Origin of the sequence: Bradyrhizobium sp. SZCCHNPS1003, assembly GCF_032381555.1 — a bacterium.
GTDB lineage: Bacteria > Pseudomonadota > Alphaproteobacteria > Rhizobiales > Xanthobacteraceae > Bradyrhizobium.
In genome coordinates this window covers 129,204-142,802 of sequence record NZ_JAUHIU010000009.1, presented here as the reverse complement: position 1 = coordinate 142,802, position 13,599 = coordinate 129,204, and the positions used below count along the sequence as shown (strand labels likewise).

Below are 13,599 nucleotides of genomic sequence, written 5' to 3'. Positions count from 1 at the left end.
TGATGGCCTTTTAGAACTTGAATCCAGGCGCCTGGATCGTCAGCTCGTCCTTATTGGCGGAGCGCGACTGGACTTCGAACATCACGGTGGGAGAACCGTTGGCGATCGGGTCGCCATAGAAGCGAACGGTGCGGAGCCAATTTCCATCGGTGTCCTGGACCAGGTCCGACACGGTGATGAGACGAGCGTCCTCCAGGTTCACCTTCTGGGACAGGGTGGTGAGTGCGGACATCTTCTTGATTTTCTCGAGTTGGAACTCCGGCCGATGCATTGAGCACCGGCCAGAGCGACGACGTTCGTCTTAGATGTTGCGGTTCGCCGCGGGGGCGTCGACGGACAGCACGGCGGCAACCGCAGCGGTGGCGTCAGCAGCCGGAGCAGCGTCCTCGACCGCTTCATCGGCGGCAGGCGCGTCGACAGCGGCATCGGCGGCCGGCGCCGGAGCAACCGCAGCCTGGGCATCGGCAACCGTGGTCGCGATGTCGGCGGCGACGCCCTTGATGGCGTCCAGGTCCTCGGCCGAGATGCCAGCGGCCGGGACAGCGTCCAGGCGAGCCTGCAGGTCAGCGGCCTGGGCCGACACCGTGTCCAGCTTGCTCTTGAGCGCCTCGACGGCAGGCTTCAGCTGCGCGTTGGCGTCGACGAGGGCCTGGACTTCGGGGGTAAGTGCCATGAGCAGATCCTTCACATAGTTGAGGTGGCGTTCGATCGCGGTAAGGCGATCACTTCCCATCCGGTCGTGAACCTGATGGGATTGGAAGAGCTGCTGCAGCATCTGCTTGACGGAAAACTCATCGAAAAAGGACACTCAGCACCTCAGGTGTTCTTGTTGTTATTGGAGGCAGAGCCCCGCAACCGAAGCGCGGGGATGTCCTTGCTGATCAGACGATGTTGAGGCCTGCCGCATCGAGCTGGGCGAAGACCTCCTTCTCCCACTTGCGGACCTTGCCGCGGTACATGAAGGAGTTCTTCGGATCCTTCTCGAACTCGCCGAACGGCACGCCGGCCGCATCCACCAGCTCCATCGCACGCGGGTCGAGCATCGGGATGTCGATCAGCGAGCTGCCGAGCGCGAGCGCCTGGCGTGTCACCTCGTCGATGCCCTTGAAGAAGTCGGCGCCGTTGTATCGGTTGAGCACGATGCAGTGCTTCGAACCGGCCAGCAGCTTTGCCACCTGGTCGATCTCGCCGAACGAGTCCATGGTCGAGCCGATCACGTGCATCACGGCGCTGTTGATCGCGCCAGTGCGGACCATCTCGTTGTAGCCGACGTCCTCCAGCAGGGAGAGAGTGTCGGTGAGCAGGCCGGCACGGATGTCGATCAGGGTGATCGAGGACGTATCGATGTTGTCGAACACCTTGGCCTGATCATCCGAGTCACGCAGGTTGACGATCTCAGTGAGGGACGAGAAGAAGCGCTTCAGGCTCCCCTTCGGGCTCTCGGTATCGAATGCGCGGACGGGCAGGCCCTGGGCATTGAAATAGTCCAGCATGGCGCGGGACAGCGTGGTCTTGCCGACACCGCCCTTGTCTGCGCCCACGACGACGACGGCGGGCTTCTCAGCAACGAAAGGCAAGATTCTCTCCTTTGGGGGATCTGGAAGTCGCGCAACTTCCCTTGGGTGGACCGGCTCAGCCCTGATGGGGTCCAGTTCTGAAATGATGGCCGGAGCGTCCACGATGGGATCTGGCTCCGGCTCTGGTAGTGCCGTGGCGACAGGCGCCACAGGCTCGGGTATTGGTGTCAGATCACGACTGGGAAGATCGGCATCAGTGGCTCCGGCTCTGGCTTCGGCTTCGGCCTGCTCGGTGGCTGGCTCTTGCTCATATCGCTCCTGCCTTTTGATTGGCGCCGGCTCAGCCCCTATGGGCTCAGGCTTGTCGTGCGGAGTGGCCACAACGATCGGCGGCTGCCGCATGAGCGCGGCGATGCGTTGCCGGCGCACATCTTCTTCGAGTGGACGCCGGCTTCCCATCAGTGAACGCTCTCTGGTTTCTCCTCCGCCTTCGGCTTCTTTGCGCGGCTCGCGAGTTCGAGCAGCTCATCCTCCGACATCTCGGAGGCCTCCTTGCGGACGTTGAGGTTGGTGTGGTTCTCGTCCTTCTGGCCGAGGTAGTTCTTGCCGAGGAAGATGGATGCCGGCGCGTTCTTGTCGGCCAGCGCCATCTGCTTGCGCCTCAGGGAGACCTTGGCGTGCTGCAGCCCGTCATCCCAAACCTCACGCGCCTCAGGATAGACGTTGAAGAAGTTGGTCAGGGTGCGAGGGCTTACGCCGAGGATTGCGGCAGCCTCGTCTTGTGTGCCGAAAAGGCGGGCGATCTCAGCCAGAGCACGAAGCGTGTCCTCATCGGGTAGAAGTTTCGTCTTGCGACGACCGATCGGTCGAGCGAGAAGCTCATCGAGAAACTCGGTCTCCTTGGCATCCTTCTCGGCGGCGGCTTTGGCTGCTGCCTCGCGGGCAGCCGCCTCCTCTTTCGTCGGCCGGCCGCGGCGACGCTTGGGCAGGTCGGTCATTTTTGTTCTTCTTGTTCAGTGGGGCTGGACGTCGATCACCGCGGCACCCTCGCTGACGATGCCCTCGATCGCGATCGCGGTCACGAGTCCCTCTCCCGGCCATTCGACCAGGATGTATTCGGCTTCGTTGTGATCGTCGGTCTCGTCGTCGAAGCGATTGAACATGGCGACGATCGGGACGGCGAACCCGCGTCCTAGACGATCGACATCGTGTCGAAATCGACCGTGGAGCCTATTCCTTGGCCCCAGGGATCGCCGTTCTGATCCATTGCAAAATCTCAGCCTTGGAGCCGGCGCCGACCCGGTTTGCGATCACGACACCCTTGTCGATCGCGACGAGGGCTGGGACCTGGTTGACGCGGTAGAGCTGAGCGGCATTCATGCACTGCTCGACGTCTGCGACGTAGAAAGCCACCTTGCCGTCAAGCTGCTTCTCGATGTCATCCAGCATCGGCTTCATGGCCTTGCAGGGCTGACACCATCGCGCCTCGAACTTGATGACGATGGGATGCTTGGCCCCGTGGACCGTTTGGAGTGTGGTGCTGTCCGTGAGGGATTTCATCGGCTGAAGATCTTCTTGAAGGCTGACACGCCGCCGATACCGCAGACGGTCAGGATGACGTTGTTCTGCATGCTGGCGTACTGACCAGGAAGTTCGGCTACATGCCAGGTGCCGATCTCGTGACCGAGCAGAGGCATGGAGTCGAAGACGACTGCAGCTGCATGCGAGAGGAAGACGCCGAATGCCGCTGGAACCATCCAGGCGGTGAACCAGTGCTCACGATCCTCGGACCGCTGCTGGTTCATCATCTTGGCGATCTCGACCTTCGCCCTGATGTCTTCGACGTTCAGCGTCGTGTCAGATCCGACCGCGGTCTTGTATTTCTCAAGATCGCTGTCGGTTTTCTTGTTGAGCCAGGTCAGGAAACCATTGGCCAGGCCCGGGATCATCCCGAGCAGACTGAAAAGCAGGCTCATCGTTTACTCAGAGGGTTGCGGCCAGCTCGAACATTGCGTCGATCTGCTCGGCCGTGACCGGCGGATCTAGTGCCGCCGATAGCGACAGGATCAGCGGGTCGTGTCGATCGAACACCGTGGCATAGTCCCAGGTGATCTTGGTGGAGCCGCCCTGCTGCTCGATCAGTGCCTCGACCTTGTCGAGGATGCCAAACACAAGCACGGCAAGCCGAGCCTGGCGGGGGCGTGACGGTCTGCGGGACGAGGGCCTTTGTCGTCGCATCGTGTTCGTCGTCCCATGAAGGGCCTCAAATTCATGCCCATGAGCGACCCGACTCCTATCGTCTTTAGGGGCTTGTGGGTCAGCAACGCCACGGCGCGGTTCCCGCGCTGGATGCTTGATTGGCATCGTCGCTCGATGGGGCTTGTATGTCGGGATTTCCGCCCGATGTCCCTGAGCGCTCAGGGTCTGCCGGCACGCAGCGGGGGCGACCCGAGCCGTGCCGGCGGTGCTCACTTGTCCTTGCGATCCTCGAAGTGGATCATGGGCTGCAGCAGCGCGATGTAGAACGGCAGCAGGCCGATCACAACGGCCGCAAGCTCTGCGCTCATATACTGGGTCAGGAGCGGCTTCAGGTCGATGACCTGGAGCTGCTGCAGCAGAACCGGCGTGGCGCAGGTGAGAGCGGCGATGAAGGCATGCCAACGAATCCGCACTCGAGCCCGAAACTCTCGTACCTTGTCCATTGTTCTTCTTCTTGGTTGGCGTTTATGGGGCTCCGAGGTTTTGCAGCCGGTGGGCGCCGGCTGGTTTGTTCTCGGAGCAGCACGGGGCGGGTAAAGGAGGGAAACCCCGCAGCCGTGCGGCCGGGCAGGGTCAGACGGTCTGCGCTATTTGACGCAGCTCCCTGTTACACAACAGCTCCGGGTATTCGTGTTCGTCAGCCGGCGGCCTTGCGACGCGCCCGCGCTTTGCGCTCCAGGCGCAGATCGGTGATGATCCTGGCCCTGGAGATCTTTTTCTTCTTCTTTTTCTTCGTAGCCATCAGGCGATACGCTCCTGCGGGAGTCGCCAGCGCTGCGGCAGCGCGTCGATCGCCATGCTGGTGCTCGGGATCAGTTGCTCCAGAACCCAGTCGCAGTGCTCGTCTGAGACGCCGCGGGCCGGGTAGACCAGCAGCGAGTTCGAATACAGCTTGGCGATCTTCTGCCCGTAGGTGACGGGCTCCCAGTCCTTGGGGTCAAGTTGCAGCCAGGAGATCATCACCTCGGCGTGCTTCTTGGTGTCGGCAACCATTGCGTTGCGCATGGTCAGTCTTTCTGGGCGATGGCCCGATCGATCCAGGCGTAGATCGCGGGGTTGTCGCGGCGAGCCATGATCATGACCGGCGTCAGCCGGTTCACGACGGTCTCCTCCTGGGCGCGGCTCTTCAGCGAGGCGGCGTGCCAGCAGGCATGATTGATCTCGTGTTCGAGGACTTCAGCGAACGATGAGTCCGGAAGGTCGTCTCGAACGTGGATGATGAAGTTGAAGCGGTCGCACAGACCCATCAGGTCTTGCTCGTCCGCGACAGCGGGATCCCAGTGCTCCAACTGGTAGACGAAGATCCCGATCTTGATCGTTGACGGAAGCTGGCGGCGATTCGGCAAAGCGCCGCGTGTCATTTCAGGTCGTCCTTCGTGCAGTCACGCGCGATCAGGCGAACTTTGGTTCCCTTGACCCAGATGACGTCGGGGTGCGGGATCTCTGGCCGGTCACCATTCCAGCCCATGTCCTTGATCATCTTGCGGACCCGCGGCGGATACGTCCGCCACATCAGAGACGACATCTCGACGGCGTGCCCTTCCCTCATGACGCCATTCTCATCGCGCCATGGCGAGGTCGCGGTATGGAAGCCGAATGCTGCCGCCTGGGTGGCGCAGAACTGGGCGCTGGGAAGCATTCCGAGCATCATGGTGCATGCGGTGGCGCAGTCGCCATCGATCACCACGGCCTCTCCTGAGGCCCGCAGGCGCGAGTAGTTGTCGATGAGGTCGACAATCTTCCCGCCGGGATCGTTCTTGATCACGACGGTGGCGTCGGCATGGGTGAAGACATGCGCAAAGAGCCCGGCCAGAGCCGGGCGGACCAGGGCTTTCATGTCGGAAACTCCGGCTCGTCTCAGCGAGCGGTCAGATGCTGGAGCGCATCTCGGCGGGGTTGAAGGTAAAGCCGCGCTCGATCGAGGTCTGCCAGATCACGTAGCTGGCGCGGCCTGGCTTGCCTTTAGGACGGCAGCCAGGTTCATGGCAGCGGAAAGTGTCAGCAGCACCGCGAGCGCGATGCCGGCCGGCTTGTCGGTCGACATAGTCAGATGATCGTGAGGTGCCCGTTGCGAGCGAGCCGGCCCATCCAATCGCGAGCCTGATCCTCGAAATCGACTACCTGCCTGGACGTGACCTGCCAGTGCGGGCGGATGATCACGATGCGGTCGAACTGGTAGCCAAGCTTCATGTCGCCGTGCCGAAACACGCGCCAGTGCCGGGTATCGAGATCGAAGGCAGAGATGTATTGCTCGGCGATATCGATGCTCGCCGCGACGATAGCGTTCCTCATGGAACAGGTCCTTGGTTGGAGCGAAGGGTGGGGATCGAACCCACGACACCCTGGTTGGAAGCCAGGTGCTCTCCCGCTGAGCTACCCCCGCAGATGACTACGTCCAGAAGCCGAGCCAGATGCCCCAACCGTGGATCACGCCAACCGGTGGCAGGATGATCCCGATGATCAAGAGCGCGATGGAGGCCGCCTTGACGCAGCTGATGACGTGGGTCACCAAAGCCGCGATGGAGGTGACCCAGCACCCGATGTAGAGCAGCGCGAAATACGCTGCCGGATAGTGACCCGTCATTTCCAGTTCCCTTTGAGTTGACATTCAGGTTGCCGAAGACTGGGCTCGAACCAGCGCATCCCCTGCGGGCGTTCTCCCACTGAACTACTTCAGCGAAGGCGGCAGGAAGGGCTCCTCGAAGATCCCCTTTTCCATGGCGACGGCGCGCTTGGCTTTGAGGACGTCGTCGATCCGGCGTTCCTTGATGGCGCCGACCGGCGTCAGGCCGCCAAGCATCTCGTTTCCGCTGGCCATCCAGGCCTGCGCCTGGACCGTGCCGACGACCTGGTCCAGATGCTTGATGATCTGGTAGGCCTGCATGGCGAGAGGCGATGTCGAAATCGGATCAGGCTTCGTCATGTCGAAGCACCGTTCGTGGGCCGGCTGATCCTGGATCATAGATGCAGGCGATCTCGACAGCTTCATCTGCATCCGCCCCAGCGCACATGGCGCCGTAGGCGTATTCCTTGCCGGAGCCTATCGCGACCCAGTTAGGTTCGAAGCGAAACGATCCTCCGGTCTCAAACATTTCGACCTCGGCGCTATCCTTGCGGGCAATCAGCCCGCAGTCGTAGTCACCAAGCTCAGGTGGCTCGCCCTCTTCTCCGTCCAGAAACCAGCGATGGAATGCCTGGACCCAATTGAGGTTGCCGGAGCCGCCGCATAGCGCTCCGTCGTCTCGTCGGACGATCTTTGTGATCTGACCGGTGATGGTCGATCCCTTGATGATCCTCGTGTCGGCTACCATCACGCCGTTCTTGTAGGCGATCGTGGTCATGCGCCGGCCTCGATGAGCTGGCAGCCGTAGTTCTGGCCGCGCTTGATGAACTTGAAGGAGCCGGTCACAGACCCGTTGACGAGGTGCGTGACCATGGCTTCGAAGTCCTTCAGGAAGACCACCACGAGCTTGCCGTTGTGGTCCCTGAAGTCGAAATTTGCTGCGGACCGGCCGCGGCTGTAGCCGGCATAGGTCAGCGTCGCCACAAACGGCACGTTGTCGCGCCATTCAAGCCCAGAGGTCCAGCTGTCCGCGCAATGCTGCTGGTTGCCGTCCTTATCGAACGGGATCTTGTAGTCACCCTTCGGCATCAGGTCTTCCCTGCATCGACGTCTGCGACGATGACCATGAAGGCGATCGCGATCGCGATACCGACCAGGATCTGGGTGATCTCCTGCGGGATCATGCGGTCTCCGCTGCAACTACCGCGTTGACGATGTCGCTCTGCACGGCTTCGAGCGCCTTCTCCATCGCGCGGAAGAAAAGGTAGTCATGGACCAGATCGTCCGAGACGACGTCTTGCTCGATGAGCGCATCGACGGGGAAATCTGCTGGCCCGATCGGCGCCGCTATGGCGCGGGTCTCGTCCCTGCGCAGCTGGGTCATGCCCGGTCGCCAGGTGCCGTGGCGCGTCCACAGCTTCAGCTCGTCTTCGAAAGCGAGTTGCGCCTTCGCGGTCAGTTCAGCGCTCACGCCCATGAGGCCTGCCTTCTCGCTTTGAATGGGTGAGCCGGTGTGCCGTAGGCAAGCACCGGTCTCTGGGAAACTGGTTCAGAACGGCCGATGCCGTTTGGGCTGCTCTGGCTTGGAGCGCCCGTTGATCTTCTCGACGAGGTGAGTGCCGAGAGCGAGAATCGTGATGAGGATCATGGCGCAGAAGCCGAGGGTGACGAGTTTGAGGACCAGCTGGCAGAGGACGACGACGAACTCGATGTCAGCGAACATCACGACCGCGCTCCCGGAGGCATGCCCATCCACTGGGCGAGCCAGAACACTCCGAGCACGGCTGCACACACGGCCGGCGTCAGGACGAGGGAAACGAGGGGAGCCACAGGTGATCCTTTCCGCGCCGTCCCCCGGGGCTCGCCAGCGGTGGAGGCCGGCGTTCCCGGGATCGGGGCGAACTGTGAGGTTTCTTGAATTTGCAGGAATGCTAATCTAGCGCTTCTGTACCCCAATACACGACATTCGTCAAGGGGTGAATGCAAAAAAAGCAAAAACGAATGCAAATCACGGAACCTGATCCCTGACCGGCTGCAGATGACGTGGCCGGCGCCCGCCGGCAGGCGGAGATGACATGGTTGGAGTGGGGGTTATAGTGAGGGTTCTAGTATACGGTTATTGGTGTCGGCCAATTTGACAGGGGGTGTCAGCCAGTTTGACAGGGGGTGTCGGCCAGTTTGACACCCTCCCCCATCCCCGCGGCGCCCTGTTTCGGTTCAGATCTGGGCGCGATAGCGCCCTCGCCCCATGCCCGGGTCAGGACCGGGCCTTGGTCGATGGCCAACCACGAAAAGCACACGGGACTACTCATGGAACTCACCCGCCGGCTGGATCGAGACGCCAATCGTGAAGGCGGCTGGCTGATCTACTTTGGGGACGTCAGGGTGGGTCACATCGGCCTGGTCTCTGGCGCTCCGACCCACCTGCCACAATGGGGATGGAGGTGCGGATTCTACCCAGGGCGCGAGCCAGGCCAGGATACATCCGGTACGGCATCCTCATTCGAGGAAGCCAGAGCCGGCTTCGAGCGCGACTGGAACCGTCTGCGGCCGACCATCACCGACCAGCAGCTCAATGCTTGGCGCGAGCACCGCGACTTCACGGCCTGGAGGGATCGCATGTGGGACGAGAAGTGCCGGCTGCCGACACAGAACCCGGACGGGATTTCGCGCTGCTTCTGCGGCGAGGAGATCGCGCTCAGGACGTTCAGTCAGCATGCGATCACAGCTCACAAAGGAATGGGAGCATGAAGCTCACAGAGGACCGCCCCTACGCGAACGCCGAGGCTGCCGCCCGCCGGCTCATGGAGATCATCCGCACGATCACGCCGGTCCAGGACGGCAGGATCCACATTGAGAAGATCAACGGGCCATTCTTGTTCGTCGATGGCGGCAAGCCTGCCGAGTACAAGGCCGGCCTCGACCTCCTGCTCGTTCGTGGTATCCTGGAAATTCACGAGAGCGGGACCTATGTGAGGGTCCTGGATCATTCGGATGCAAATCTGCCTGCGCTGTAGCAATGCTCGTTGGGTCTGTGAGGCCCACCCCGATTTGCCGTGGGGCAGCGGAGAGCATGCGTGTGGCTGCGGAGCGCCTGGCGAGCCGTGCCGCCTTTGCAATGTGCAAAGAGTCCCGCTGATGCCGGACGGATTCGTTGCCGAAGCGATTAGGGAAGACCAACACCTCGATCTTCAAGATATCGATGAAGTTGAGGAGGCTTTGGAGGACCTTGGGGAAAGGTCAAAAAAGCTCATATGATCAATGAGATGACTTCAGCGGATGCACCGGTTATGGCGAACGAAGTTCTAACCTGATCAGCGAAAAAACAATTCATTAAGGGATAAGGTGCAGGCTTGAAGGCAAGCCAGGTAGGTCATTGGCCGCCTGGTGAAACGGGGAGGTTGTGTTGACGCACCCCCTCCCCATTCCCTTCTCATCATCAGGAGGCATAGTCCCATGCCCACTCCTCACGATGATCTCTGGCGGCTCGTCGAGATAGCCGTCGACATTCTCAAGCTTATCCTGCTGATCTTCCGCAGGTAAGTCTCACCTCGGTACGAAGGCCCCGGATCCCCGGGGCCTTTTCCGTTCAAGCCCTCAGTGTTAACTTGGTCCGCCCGGGTTAATGAATGGTTGATTTTGCTGCATCGGAATACCACCAGAATAATTTTCTGTTGACGTTTGATCCCTCGGATTTTGCGCGGACATGCCATGGTCGAGTCGTTTCGACGACCCCATCCCGCTCCCCAATGGGAGAACCGCAAGGACCTTGCGGGAAGCCGCGGACTACATCGTTTCCCTTCCTAAGGCAGAGCAGAAGCATCGCGCCTGGCAGACGGCGATCGAGATCCTGATCGGAGCTGCTGAGGGTCGCGATTTCATGCTGCACGCCTGGATCGCGATGAAGCAGGCGCTCGGCAAAGACACGCCTACGCGCGAGCCCCTGAAGAAGCGGGTGAAGAGCTACCGCATCATCCGGTAACTCACACCGCTCATGGTCGATTGGGCAGCGGAGAACCGGTCGCGGATTGGGGCCTCAGATGTCTCGGGCCGCGATGCCTGTTTCCCCTGTGTCTTGCGCGAAACTCCTGCCGGCAACGGCGCTCCTGAAGCGGAGACCACGTCGGCCGTCCCGCAAGCAGGTCATCGAGCACGAAGCTGATCACCTCGACCAATTCGACGTTGGTCATAAGGTCGATCTCGGCGTTGGCCTCAACGCGGTTGTGAATGCGCTCGTCGATCAGGTGGGTGCGAATGCGTTGGACTAGGCTAGACATTAATATCTCCAGTTCGGAATGTCAGAAATGTACCAGAAGAATTTCGTACCCGCAATGTTCTTTTTTGATCATAGGTAACATATTGCTGTTCGGCCACGTTTGCATTTCGTTTGCATTTATGCTAACCGGTCGGCATGCAATTTCGGAACGTCGAAATCATCGAAGTGAGCCTGACTGCCCGCCTGGTCGATAAGTTCCAGGGCGCCGCACTCTGCCCGATGCTCCATGCGCAGGCGCTGTCGGAAAAGTGGATGATCCAGAACCTCATCATGGCGAGGCTCGGGGCGGCGACAGTCGATGAAGCCTAGGCGATCTTCATCTGCGACCAGGTGATCACCGCATGCGAGCAGAGGCTGTCGTGACCTGCACAATCACCGAGCTGATCGCTGACGCCCTCGCCAAGGCCAAGGCCTCGAAGGCGTCCAACATGATCGGCGTCCGCATGCGTGACGCAACGCGCCGCGAGGTGACGCTGACCACCATCATCCAGGGCCAACCGCTCGCCTGGATCGCCTACGATGCCGAGCAGCTCGACGAGCTGATCCGGCTACTGCAAGCCTACAGAGCCGACATGACGGTGGGGCAGCGATGAGCTGGGATCAGATCGTGATCGTCACGTTCGGCCTGGTCGGCGTGTTCTGCCTCGGCTGGACCGCCGGCTACACAACGCCGCGGTCTTGAGTCTCAGCGTGGAGCGCTCGCCGGCCATGCGACCAACCTTGATCGTCTACGCCCATCCAGACACGCTGCGCATCCTCAGCGAGACCGGTCAGCGCTTCGCGGGCCGCCGCCGCAGCTTCATCGAGCGCTTCCAGGCCGCCTGGATGGTGTTCACCGGGCGTGCCGACGCCATAACCTGGGATTATTAGCGCGGAGCACTCGCCGGCCATGACCATTCCCGCCGATGTCCAGACGTGGCTCGACCAGCTCGGCTGCCAGCTCGCCGAAGAGGAGCTGAACGCCCGCCAGAAGGTCGACCGCGCCCTCGCCCTCGGCAACACCGAGGCCGCCAGCCAGGCATGGGCCGTACTTCATAATCGCGTGGCGCCGATCCGCGCCGAGATCGACTACATCATCCGCCAGCTCGCCAAGATCGAGGCCTCCAAGCCGCGGCCGATCATTATCGTGCGAGATCAGGGCAAAGCCCTCGCCGGCTATGACGTTCAGCGGATATGCCCGATCCACCAGATATCGTTCCTGTTGGACTGCGCCCTCTGCAGCGGGGAGGAGAACGACCGGATCGAGGCCGCCAGGGCAGCAGGAGCCAATTATGGATGATTGGCAGTGGACCACCGAATACTCAGGTGGTTCGAGCGGCAGCGTGCCGAGCACGGCGACAATCCCTGCCCCGGCTACTGGTCGAACTGCATTCTGAACTATGCCGAGGCTCTCGACATGGTGTGGTGCTGAGCGCGGCAAGGGCGTATCATCTCTACATGCCGATTGAGTTCCTGCATGGCCGCGTGCTTGATCCCGAGGAGCTGGAGGAGATCCGCCAGCAGATCGAGGAGTTCGATACGATCGAGATGGTCGATCCCGAGATCCGCTGCATCGTCGAGCGCAACTGGCCGCATCTTCTGTCCAAGCTGCCGCCCGACGACGACTAGCTGCGCCGTTTGCAGGACACTTGCATTTTCTGCCAGGAAATGCTGACGGACGCGGATGGGAAAATTCATCAGCGGTTGTTGCGAGGGTGAGCGCTGCTACTGCGGAGCAGCCGCGGCGCACAAGGTTGAGGAGGTCGTCTTTCACGATGCCCCGGTTCCAGGCCGCCCCCCCGCTTACGAGCTACCTCCGCGATGAGCACTTCCGGCAGATCATGAGCTGTTCTTCTCCGCATCGTCCTCCTTTGCGGTCCTCGTCGTGACAATCATCATCCGATTGATGTTTGCGAATGGAACGGCAACCTCAAGCCTGTTGTGTTTTCCACCAGTGTCATACCCAGCGATGTAGTCATCACCGGTCTCGAAAGGGCTGAACAAGCTGAGTGTTGTTTTATCGCTGGTAGTGATCTGAAATTCCTTTGCCCGGACGTCTCCGGACGTCTTTGAGAGTATCCAGTTTCTCAAGGTCAAAGCCATCGGTAGTTCTCCTTAAAAATGTTCAACCCAGCATATTCCCTTCAGAGCGAGAGCGCACCCCGCGGATCTCGCTCTCCACAGAGTCCAGCCCAGAGCGCTCGCCACAAATTCCAAGGAGGTGTCATGACAGAGGTGATGATGGCTTGCCGCCGCTCGGCAAGCTGGCGGTCGTTAGCCAGGACGATGGCAGCGGACTCGAGCTGGTCGGTCGCGTCACCGACGTCACCCACTACCCGGAGGCATTGGACGCGCGCCGCTCGGTACTCCGACCTATGAGGCCGAGTTGTTCAACAGGGGCGAATGGTTCGAGGGCAGCGCCTTCGACGACTTCGACGTGGCGGTTGCCCGGATCAAGGTTGCTTGCGGCCTCACGGACAGTCAGTGCACCGGCAAGCCGGTGGCCATCGACCGCGCTTATCCATGAGACCGCCGCGTCACTCTTCGCGATGCGGTAGCCGGCGCGGTCAAGCAGCTCGCCGGACCCGCCCATCAGTCACGAGCCGACTGCTCTAGCGCCTCTCGCCCCTCGTCGGTGATCTCGTAGAGCACAGCGTCCATCGACACTGCTCGCCCCTCCAATAGGCCTCGCTCCTCAAGCAGCCGATAGGGCGCAAGTTTGAAGGCATCCACCGTGATTCCGCCCTTCTCTTCAACGGTTTGCAAGATACGAAGATCGTCCTCGGTCGGAGTGTAGTCCGCCATTGTAGGGCTCCTATTGCCCGCTCTTTCGGTAGCGCGAACCGCTCGTCGGGAATCGATTTCGAGATACCAGCGCGGAGCGCTCGCTGCCCTCTCCGGGAACGAGCCGTAAAATGATCGGTTGATCTACCGCCGAAATCGCGCTCAAATGCGCTGCCGGCGCCGAGCAGTTCCAAAGCTCACTCGGCGCCGGGACGTTGTCA

At 61.2% G+C, this 13,599-nt stretch carries 31 protein-coding genes and 2 tRNA genes; 10 read left to right on the top strand and 23 right to left on the bottom strand.

Annotation, left to right across the window (positions count from 1 at the left end):
- Nucleotides 1-10: 10 nt before the first annotated feature.
- From QX126_RS16735 to QX126_RS16635, 21 genes are all read right to left on the bottom strand, one after another.
- Complete coding sequence (locus tag QX126_RS16735) at nucleotides 11-232, bottom strand: hypothetical protein (RefSeq protein ID WP_315782364.1); 222 nt, start codon at nucleotides 230-232, stop codon at nucleotides 11-13.
- Nucleotides 233-301: 69 nt separating this feature from the next.
- Entirely contained in the window at nucleotides 302-808 is a 507-nt protein-coding gene (locus tag QX126_RS16730; RefSeq protein WP_315782362.1) for a hypothetical protein, read from the bottom strand.
- 73 nt (nucleotides 809-881) lie between these two features.
- The gene (locus QX126_RS16725) at nucleotides 882-1,577 is read right to left on the bottom strand and encodes a hypothetical protein (protein WP_315782360.1); all 696 of its coding nucleotides are present in this window, start codon (nucleotides 1,575-1,577) and stop codon (nucleotides 882-884) included.
- Between the two features lie 398 nt (nucleotides 1,578-1,975).
- On the bottom strand, nucleotides 1,976-2,515 hold the full coding sequence (locus QX126_RS16720) for a hypothetical protein (protein WP_315782358.1): 540 nt from the start codon (nucleotides 2,513-2,515) through the stop codon (nucleotides 1,976-1,978).
- Nucleotides 2,516-2,530: 15 nt separating this feature from the next.
- Nucleotides 2,531-2,680, bottom strand: a complete 150-nt coding sequence (locus tag QX126_RS16715; RefSeq protein WP_315782357.1) for a hypothetical protein — start codon at nucleotides 2,678-2,680, stop codon at nucleotides 2,531-2,533.
- Between the two features lie 67 nt (nucleotides 2,681-2,747).
- Entirely contained in the window at nucleotides 2,748-3,077 is a 330-nt protein-coding gene (locus QX126_RS16710) for a thioredoxin family protein (protein ID WP_315782355.1), read from the bottom strand.
- Nucleotides 3,074-3,493, bottom strand: a complete 420-nt coding sequence (locus QX126_RS16705) for a hypothetical protein (RefSeq protein WP_315782354.1) — start codon at nucleotides 3,491-3,493, stop codon at nucleotides 3,074-3,076. Before QX126_RS16705 ends, QX126_RS16710 begins: the two co-directional genes overlap by 4 nt.
- A gap of 7 nt (nucleotides 3,494-3,500) precedes the next feature.
- Nucleotides 3,501-3,695: a hypothetical protein gene (locus tag QX126_RS16700; RefSeq protein WP_315782351.1), complete on the bottom strand. Its 195-nt coding sequence runs from the start codon at nucleotides 3,693-3,695 to the stop codon at nucleotides 3,501-3,503.
- 290 nt (nucleotides 3,696-3,985) lie between these two features.
- A complete protein-coding gene (locus QX126_RS16695; RefSeq protein WP_315740106.1) occupies nucleotides 3,986-4,189 on the bottom strand; it encodes a hypothetical protein in 204 nt (67 codons plus the stop codon).
- 328 nt (nucleotides 4,190-4,517) lie between these two features.
- Nucleotides 4,518-4,781, bottom strand: a complete 264-nt coding sequence (locus tag QX126_RS16690; protein ID WP_315782350.1) for a hypothetical protein — start codon at nucleotides 4,779-4,781, stop codon at nucleotides 4,518-4,520.
- Between the two features lie 2 nt (nucleotides 4,782-4,783).
- Complete coding sequence (locus QX126_RS16685) at nucleotides 4,784-5,137, bottom strand: hypothetical protein (protein ID WP_315782348.1); 354 nt, start codon at nucleotides 5,135-5,137, stop codon at nucleotides 4,784-4,786.
- Complete coding sequence (locus QX126_RS16680; RefSeq protein WP_315782346.1) at nucleotides 5,134-5,613, bottom strand: hypothetical protein; 480 nt, start codon at nucleotides 5,611-5,613, stop codon at nucleotides 5,134-5,136. The genes QX126_RS16685 and QX126_RS16680 overlap by 4 nt, the downstream gene beginning before the upstream one ends.
- 209 nt (nucleotides 5,614-5,822) lie before the next feature.
- Nucleotides 5,823-6,068, bottom strand: coding sequence for a hypothetical protein (locus QX126_RS16675; RefSeq protein WP_315782344.1), 246 nt, complete (start codon nucleotides 6,066-6,068; stop codon nucleotides 5,823-5,825).
- Between the two features lie 16 nt (nucleotides 6,069-6,084).
- Nucleotides 6,085-6,159: transfer RNA gene (locus QX126_RS16670), tRNA-Gly, on the bottom strand.
- Nucleotides 6,160-6,165: 6 nt separating this feature from the next.
- The gene (locus QX126_RS16665; protein WP_315782343.1) at nucleotides 6,166-6,360 is read right to left on the bottom strand and encodes a hypothetical protein; all 195 of its coding nucleotides are present in this window, start codon (nucleotides 6,358-6,360) and stop codon (nucleotides 6,166-6,168) included.
- 30 nt (nucleotides 6,361-6,390) lie between these two features.
- Nucleotides 6,391-6,454, bottom strand: a tRNA-OTHER gene (locus tag QX126_RS16660).
- Nucleotides 6,445-6,699 (bottom strand): hypothetical protein, encoded by a 255-nt coding sequence (locus QX126_RS16655; RefSeq protein WP_315782341.1) that lies wholly within the window; start codon nucleotides 6,697-6,699, stop codon nucleotides 6,445-6,447. Before QX126_RS16655 ends, QX126_RS16660 begins: the two co-directional genes overlap by 10 nt.
- A complete protein-coding gene (locus QX126_RS16650; RefSeq protein ID WP_315782340.1) occupies nucleotides 6,686-7,117 on the bottom strand; it encodes a hypothetical protein in 432 nt (143 codons plus the stop codon). Before QX126_RS16650 ends, QX126_RS16655 begins: the two co-directional genes overlap by 14 nt.
- A complete protein-coding gene (locus QX126_RS16645; RefSeq protein WP_315782338.1) occupies nucleotides 7,114-7,428 on the bottom strand; it encodes a hypothetical protein in 315 nt (104 codons plus the stop codon). The genes QX126_RS16650 and QX126_RS16645 overlap by 4 nt, the downstream gene beginning before the upstream one ends.
- 91 nt (nucleotides 7,429-7,519) lie before the next feature.
- Nucleotides 7,520-7,816 carry a hypothetical protein gene (locus QX126_RS16640; protein WP_315782337.1) on the bottom strand — a complete coding sequence of 99 codons (297 nt, stop codon included), beginning with the start codon at nucleotides 7,814-7,816 and terminating at the stop codon, nucleotides 7,520-7,522.
- 72 nt (nucleotides 7,817-7,888) lie between these two features.
- The gene (locus tag QX126_RS16635) at nucleotides 7,889-8,062 is read right to left on the bottom strand and encodes a hypothetical protein (RefSeq protein WP_315768421.1); all 174 of its coding nucleotides are present in this window, start codon (nucleotides 8,060-8,062) and stop codon (nucleotides 7,889-7,891) included.
- 587 nt (nucleotides 8,063-8,649) lie between these two features.
- Here QX126_RS16635 and QX126_RS16630 point away from each other — a divergent pair.
- The 9 genes from QX126_RS16630 (at nucleotide 8,650) to QX126_RS16590 (ending at nucleotide 12,223) form a co-directional block, all read left to right on the top strand.
- Nucleotides 8,650-9,090 carry a hypothetical protein gene (locus tag QX126_RS16630; protein ID WP_315782335.1) on the top strand — a complete coding sequence of 147 codons (441 nt, stop codon included), beginning with the start codon at nucleotides 8,650-8,652 and terminating at the stop codon, nucleotides 9,088-9,090.
- A complete protein-coding gene (locus tag QX126_RS16625) occupies nucleotides 9,087-9,356 on the top strand; it encodes a hypothetical protein (RefSeq protein ID WP_315782333.1) in 270 nt (89 codons plus the stop codon). The genes QX126_RS16630 and QX126_RS16625 overlap by 4 nt, the downstream gene beginning before the upstream one ends.
- Nucleotides 9,357-10,108: 752 nt before the next feature.
- The gene (locus QX126_RS16620) at nucleotides 10,109-10,321 is read left to right on the top strand and encodes a hypothetical protein (protein WP_315782331.1); all 213 of its coding nucleotides are present in this window, start codon (nucleotides 10,109-10,111) and stop codon (nucleotides 10,319-10,321) included.
- A 459-nt stretch (nucleotides 10,322-10,780) separates the two neighbouring features.
- Nucleotides 10,781-10,924, top strand: coding sequence for a hypothetical protein (locus tag QX126_RS16615; protein ID WP_315782329.1), 144 nt, complete (start codon nucleotides 10,781-10,783; stop codon nucleotides 10,922-10,924).
- 50 nt (nucleotides 10,925-10,974) lie between these two features.
- A complete protein-coding gene (locus tag QX126_RS16610; protein ID WP_315782327.1) occupies nucleotides 10,975-11,208 on the top strand; it encodes a hypothetical protein in 234 nt (77 codons plus the stop codon).
- A gap of 115 nt (nucleotides 11,209-11,323) precedes the next feature.
- Nucleotides 11,324-11,485 carry a hypothetical protein gene (locus QX126_RS16605; protein WP_315782325.1) on the top strand — a complete coding sequence of 54 codons (162 nt, stop codon included), beginning with the start codon at nucleotides 11,324-11,326 and terminating at the stop codon, nucleotides 11,483-11,485.
- Nucleotides 11,486-11,504: 19 nt separating this feature from the next.
- Entirely contained in the window at nucleotides 11,505-11,894 is a 390-nt protein-coding gene (locus QX126_RS16600; protein ID WP_315782324.1) for a hypothetical protein, read from the top strand.
- A 6-nt stretch (nucleotides 11,895-11,900) separates the two neighbouring features.
- A complete protein-coding gene (locus QX126_RS16595) occupies nucleotides 11,901-12,026 on the top strand; it encodes a hypothetical protein (protein ID WP_315782322.1) in 126 nt (41 codons plus the stop codon).
- 26 nt (nucleotides 12,027-12,052) lie between these two features.
- The gene (locus QX126_RS16590; protein WP_315782320.1) at nucleotides 12,053-12,223 is read left to right on the top strand and encodes a hypothetical protein; all 171 of its coding nucleotides are present in this window, start codon (nucleotides 12,053-12,055) and stop codon (nucleotides 12,221-12,223) included.
- Nucleotides 12,224-12,433: 210 nt separating this feature from the next.
- On the opposite strand, the gene QX126_RS16585 is transcribed toward QX126_RS16590, so the two are convergent.
- Nucleotides 12,434-12,697 carry a hypothetical protein gene (locus QX126_RS16585; protein WP_315782318.1) on the bottom strand — a complete coding sequence of 88 codons (264 nt, stop codon included), beginning with the start codon at nucleotides 12,695-12,697 and terminating at the stop codon, nucleotides 12,434-12,436.
- Between the two features lie 283 nt (nucleotides 12,698-12,980).
- Between QX126_RS16585 and QX126_RS16580 the strand changes: the two genes are divergently transcribed.
- Nucleotides 12,981-13,121 carry a hypothetical protein gene (locus QX126_RS16580; RefSeq protein WP_315782316.1) on the top strand — a complete coding sequence of 47 codons (141 nt, stop codon included), beginning with the start codon at nucleotides 12,981-12,983 and terminating at the stop codon, nucleotides 13,119-13,121.
- 65 nt (nucleotides 13,122-13,186) lie between these two features.
- Here the strand turns inward: QX126_RS16580 and QX126_RS16575 are convergent, their stop codons facing one another.
- Nucleotides 13,187-13,399 (bottom strand): hypothetical protein, encoded by a 213-nt coding sequence (locus QX126_RS16575; protein WP_315782315.1) that lies wholly within the window; start codon nucleotides 13,397-13,399, stop codon nucleotides 13,187-13,189.
- Nucleotides 13,400-13,599 lie beyond the last annotated feature (200 nt).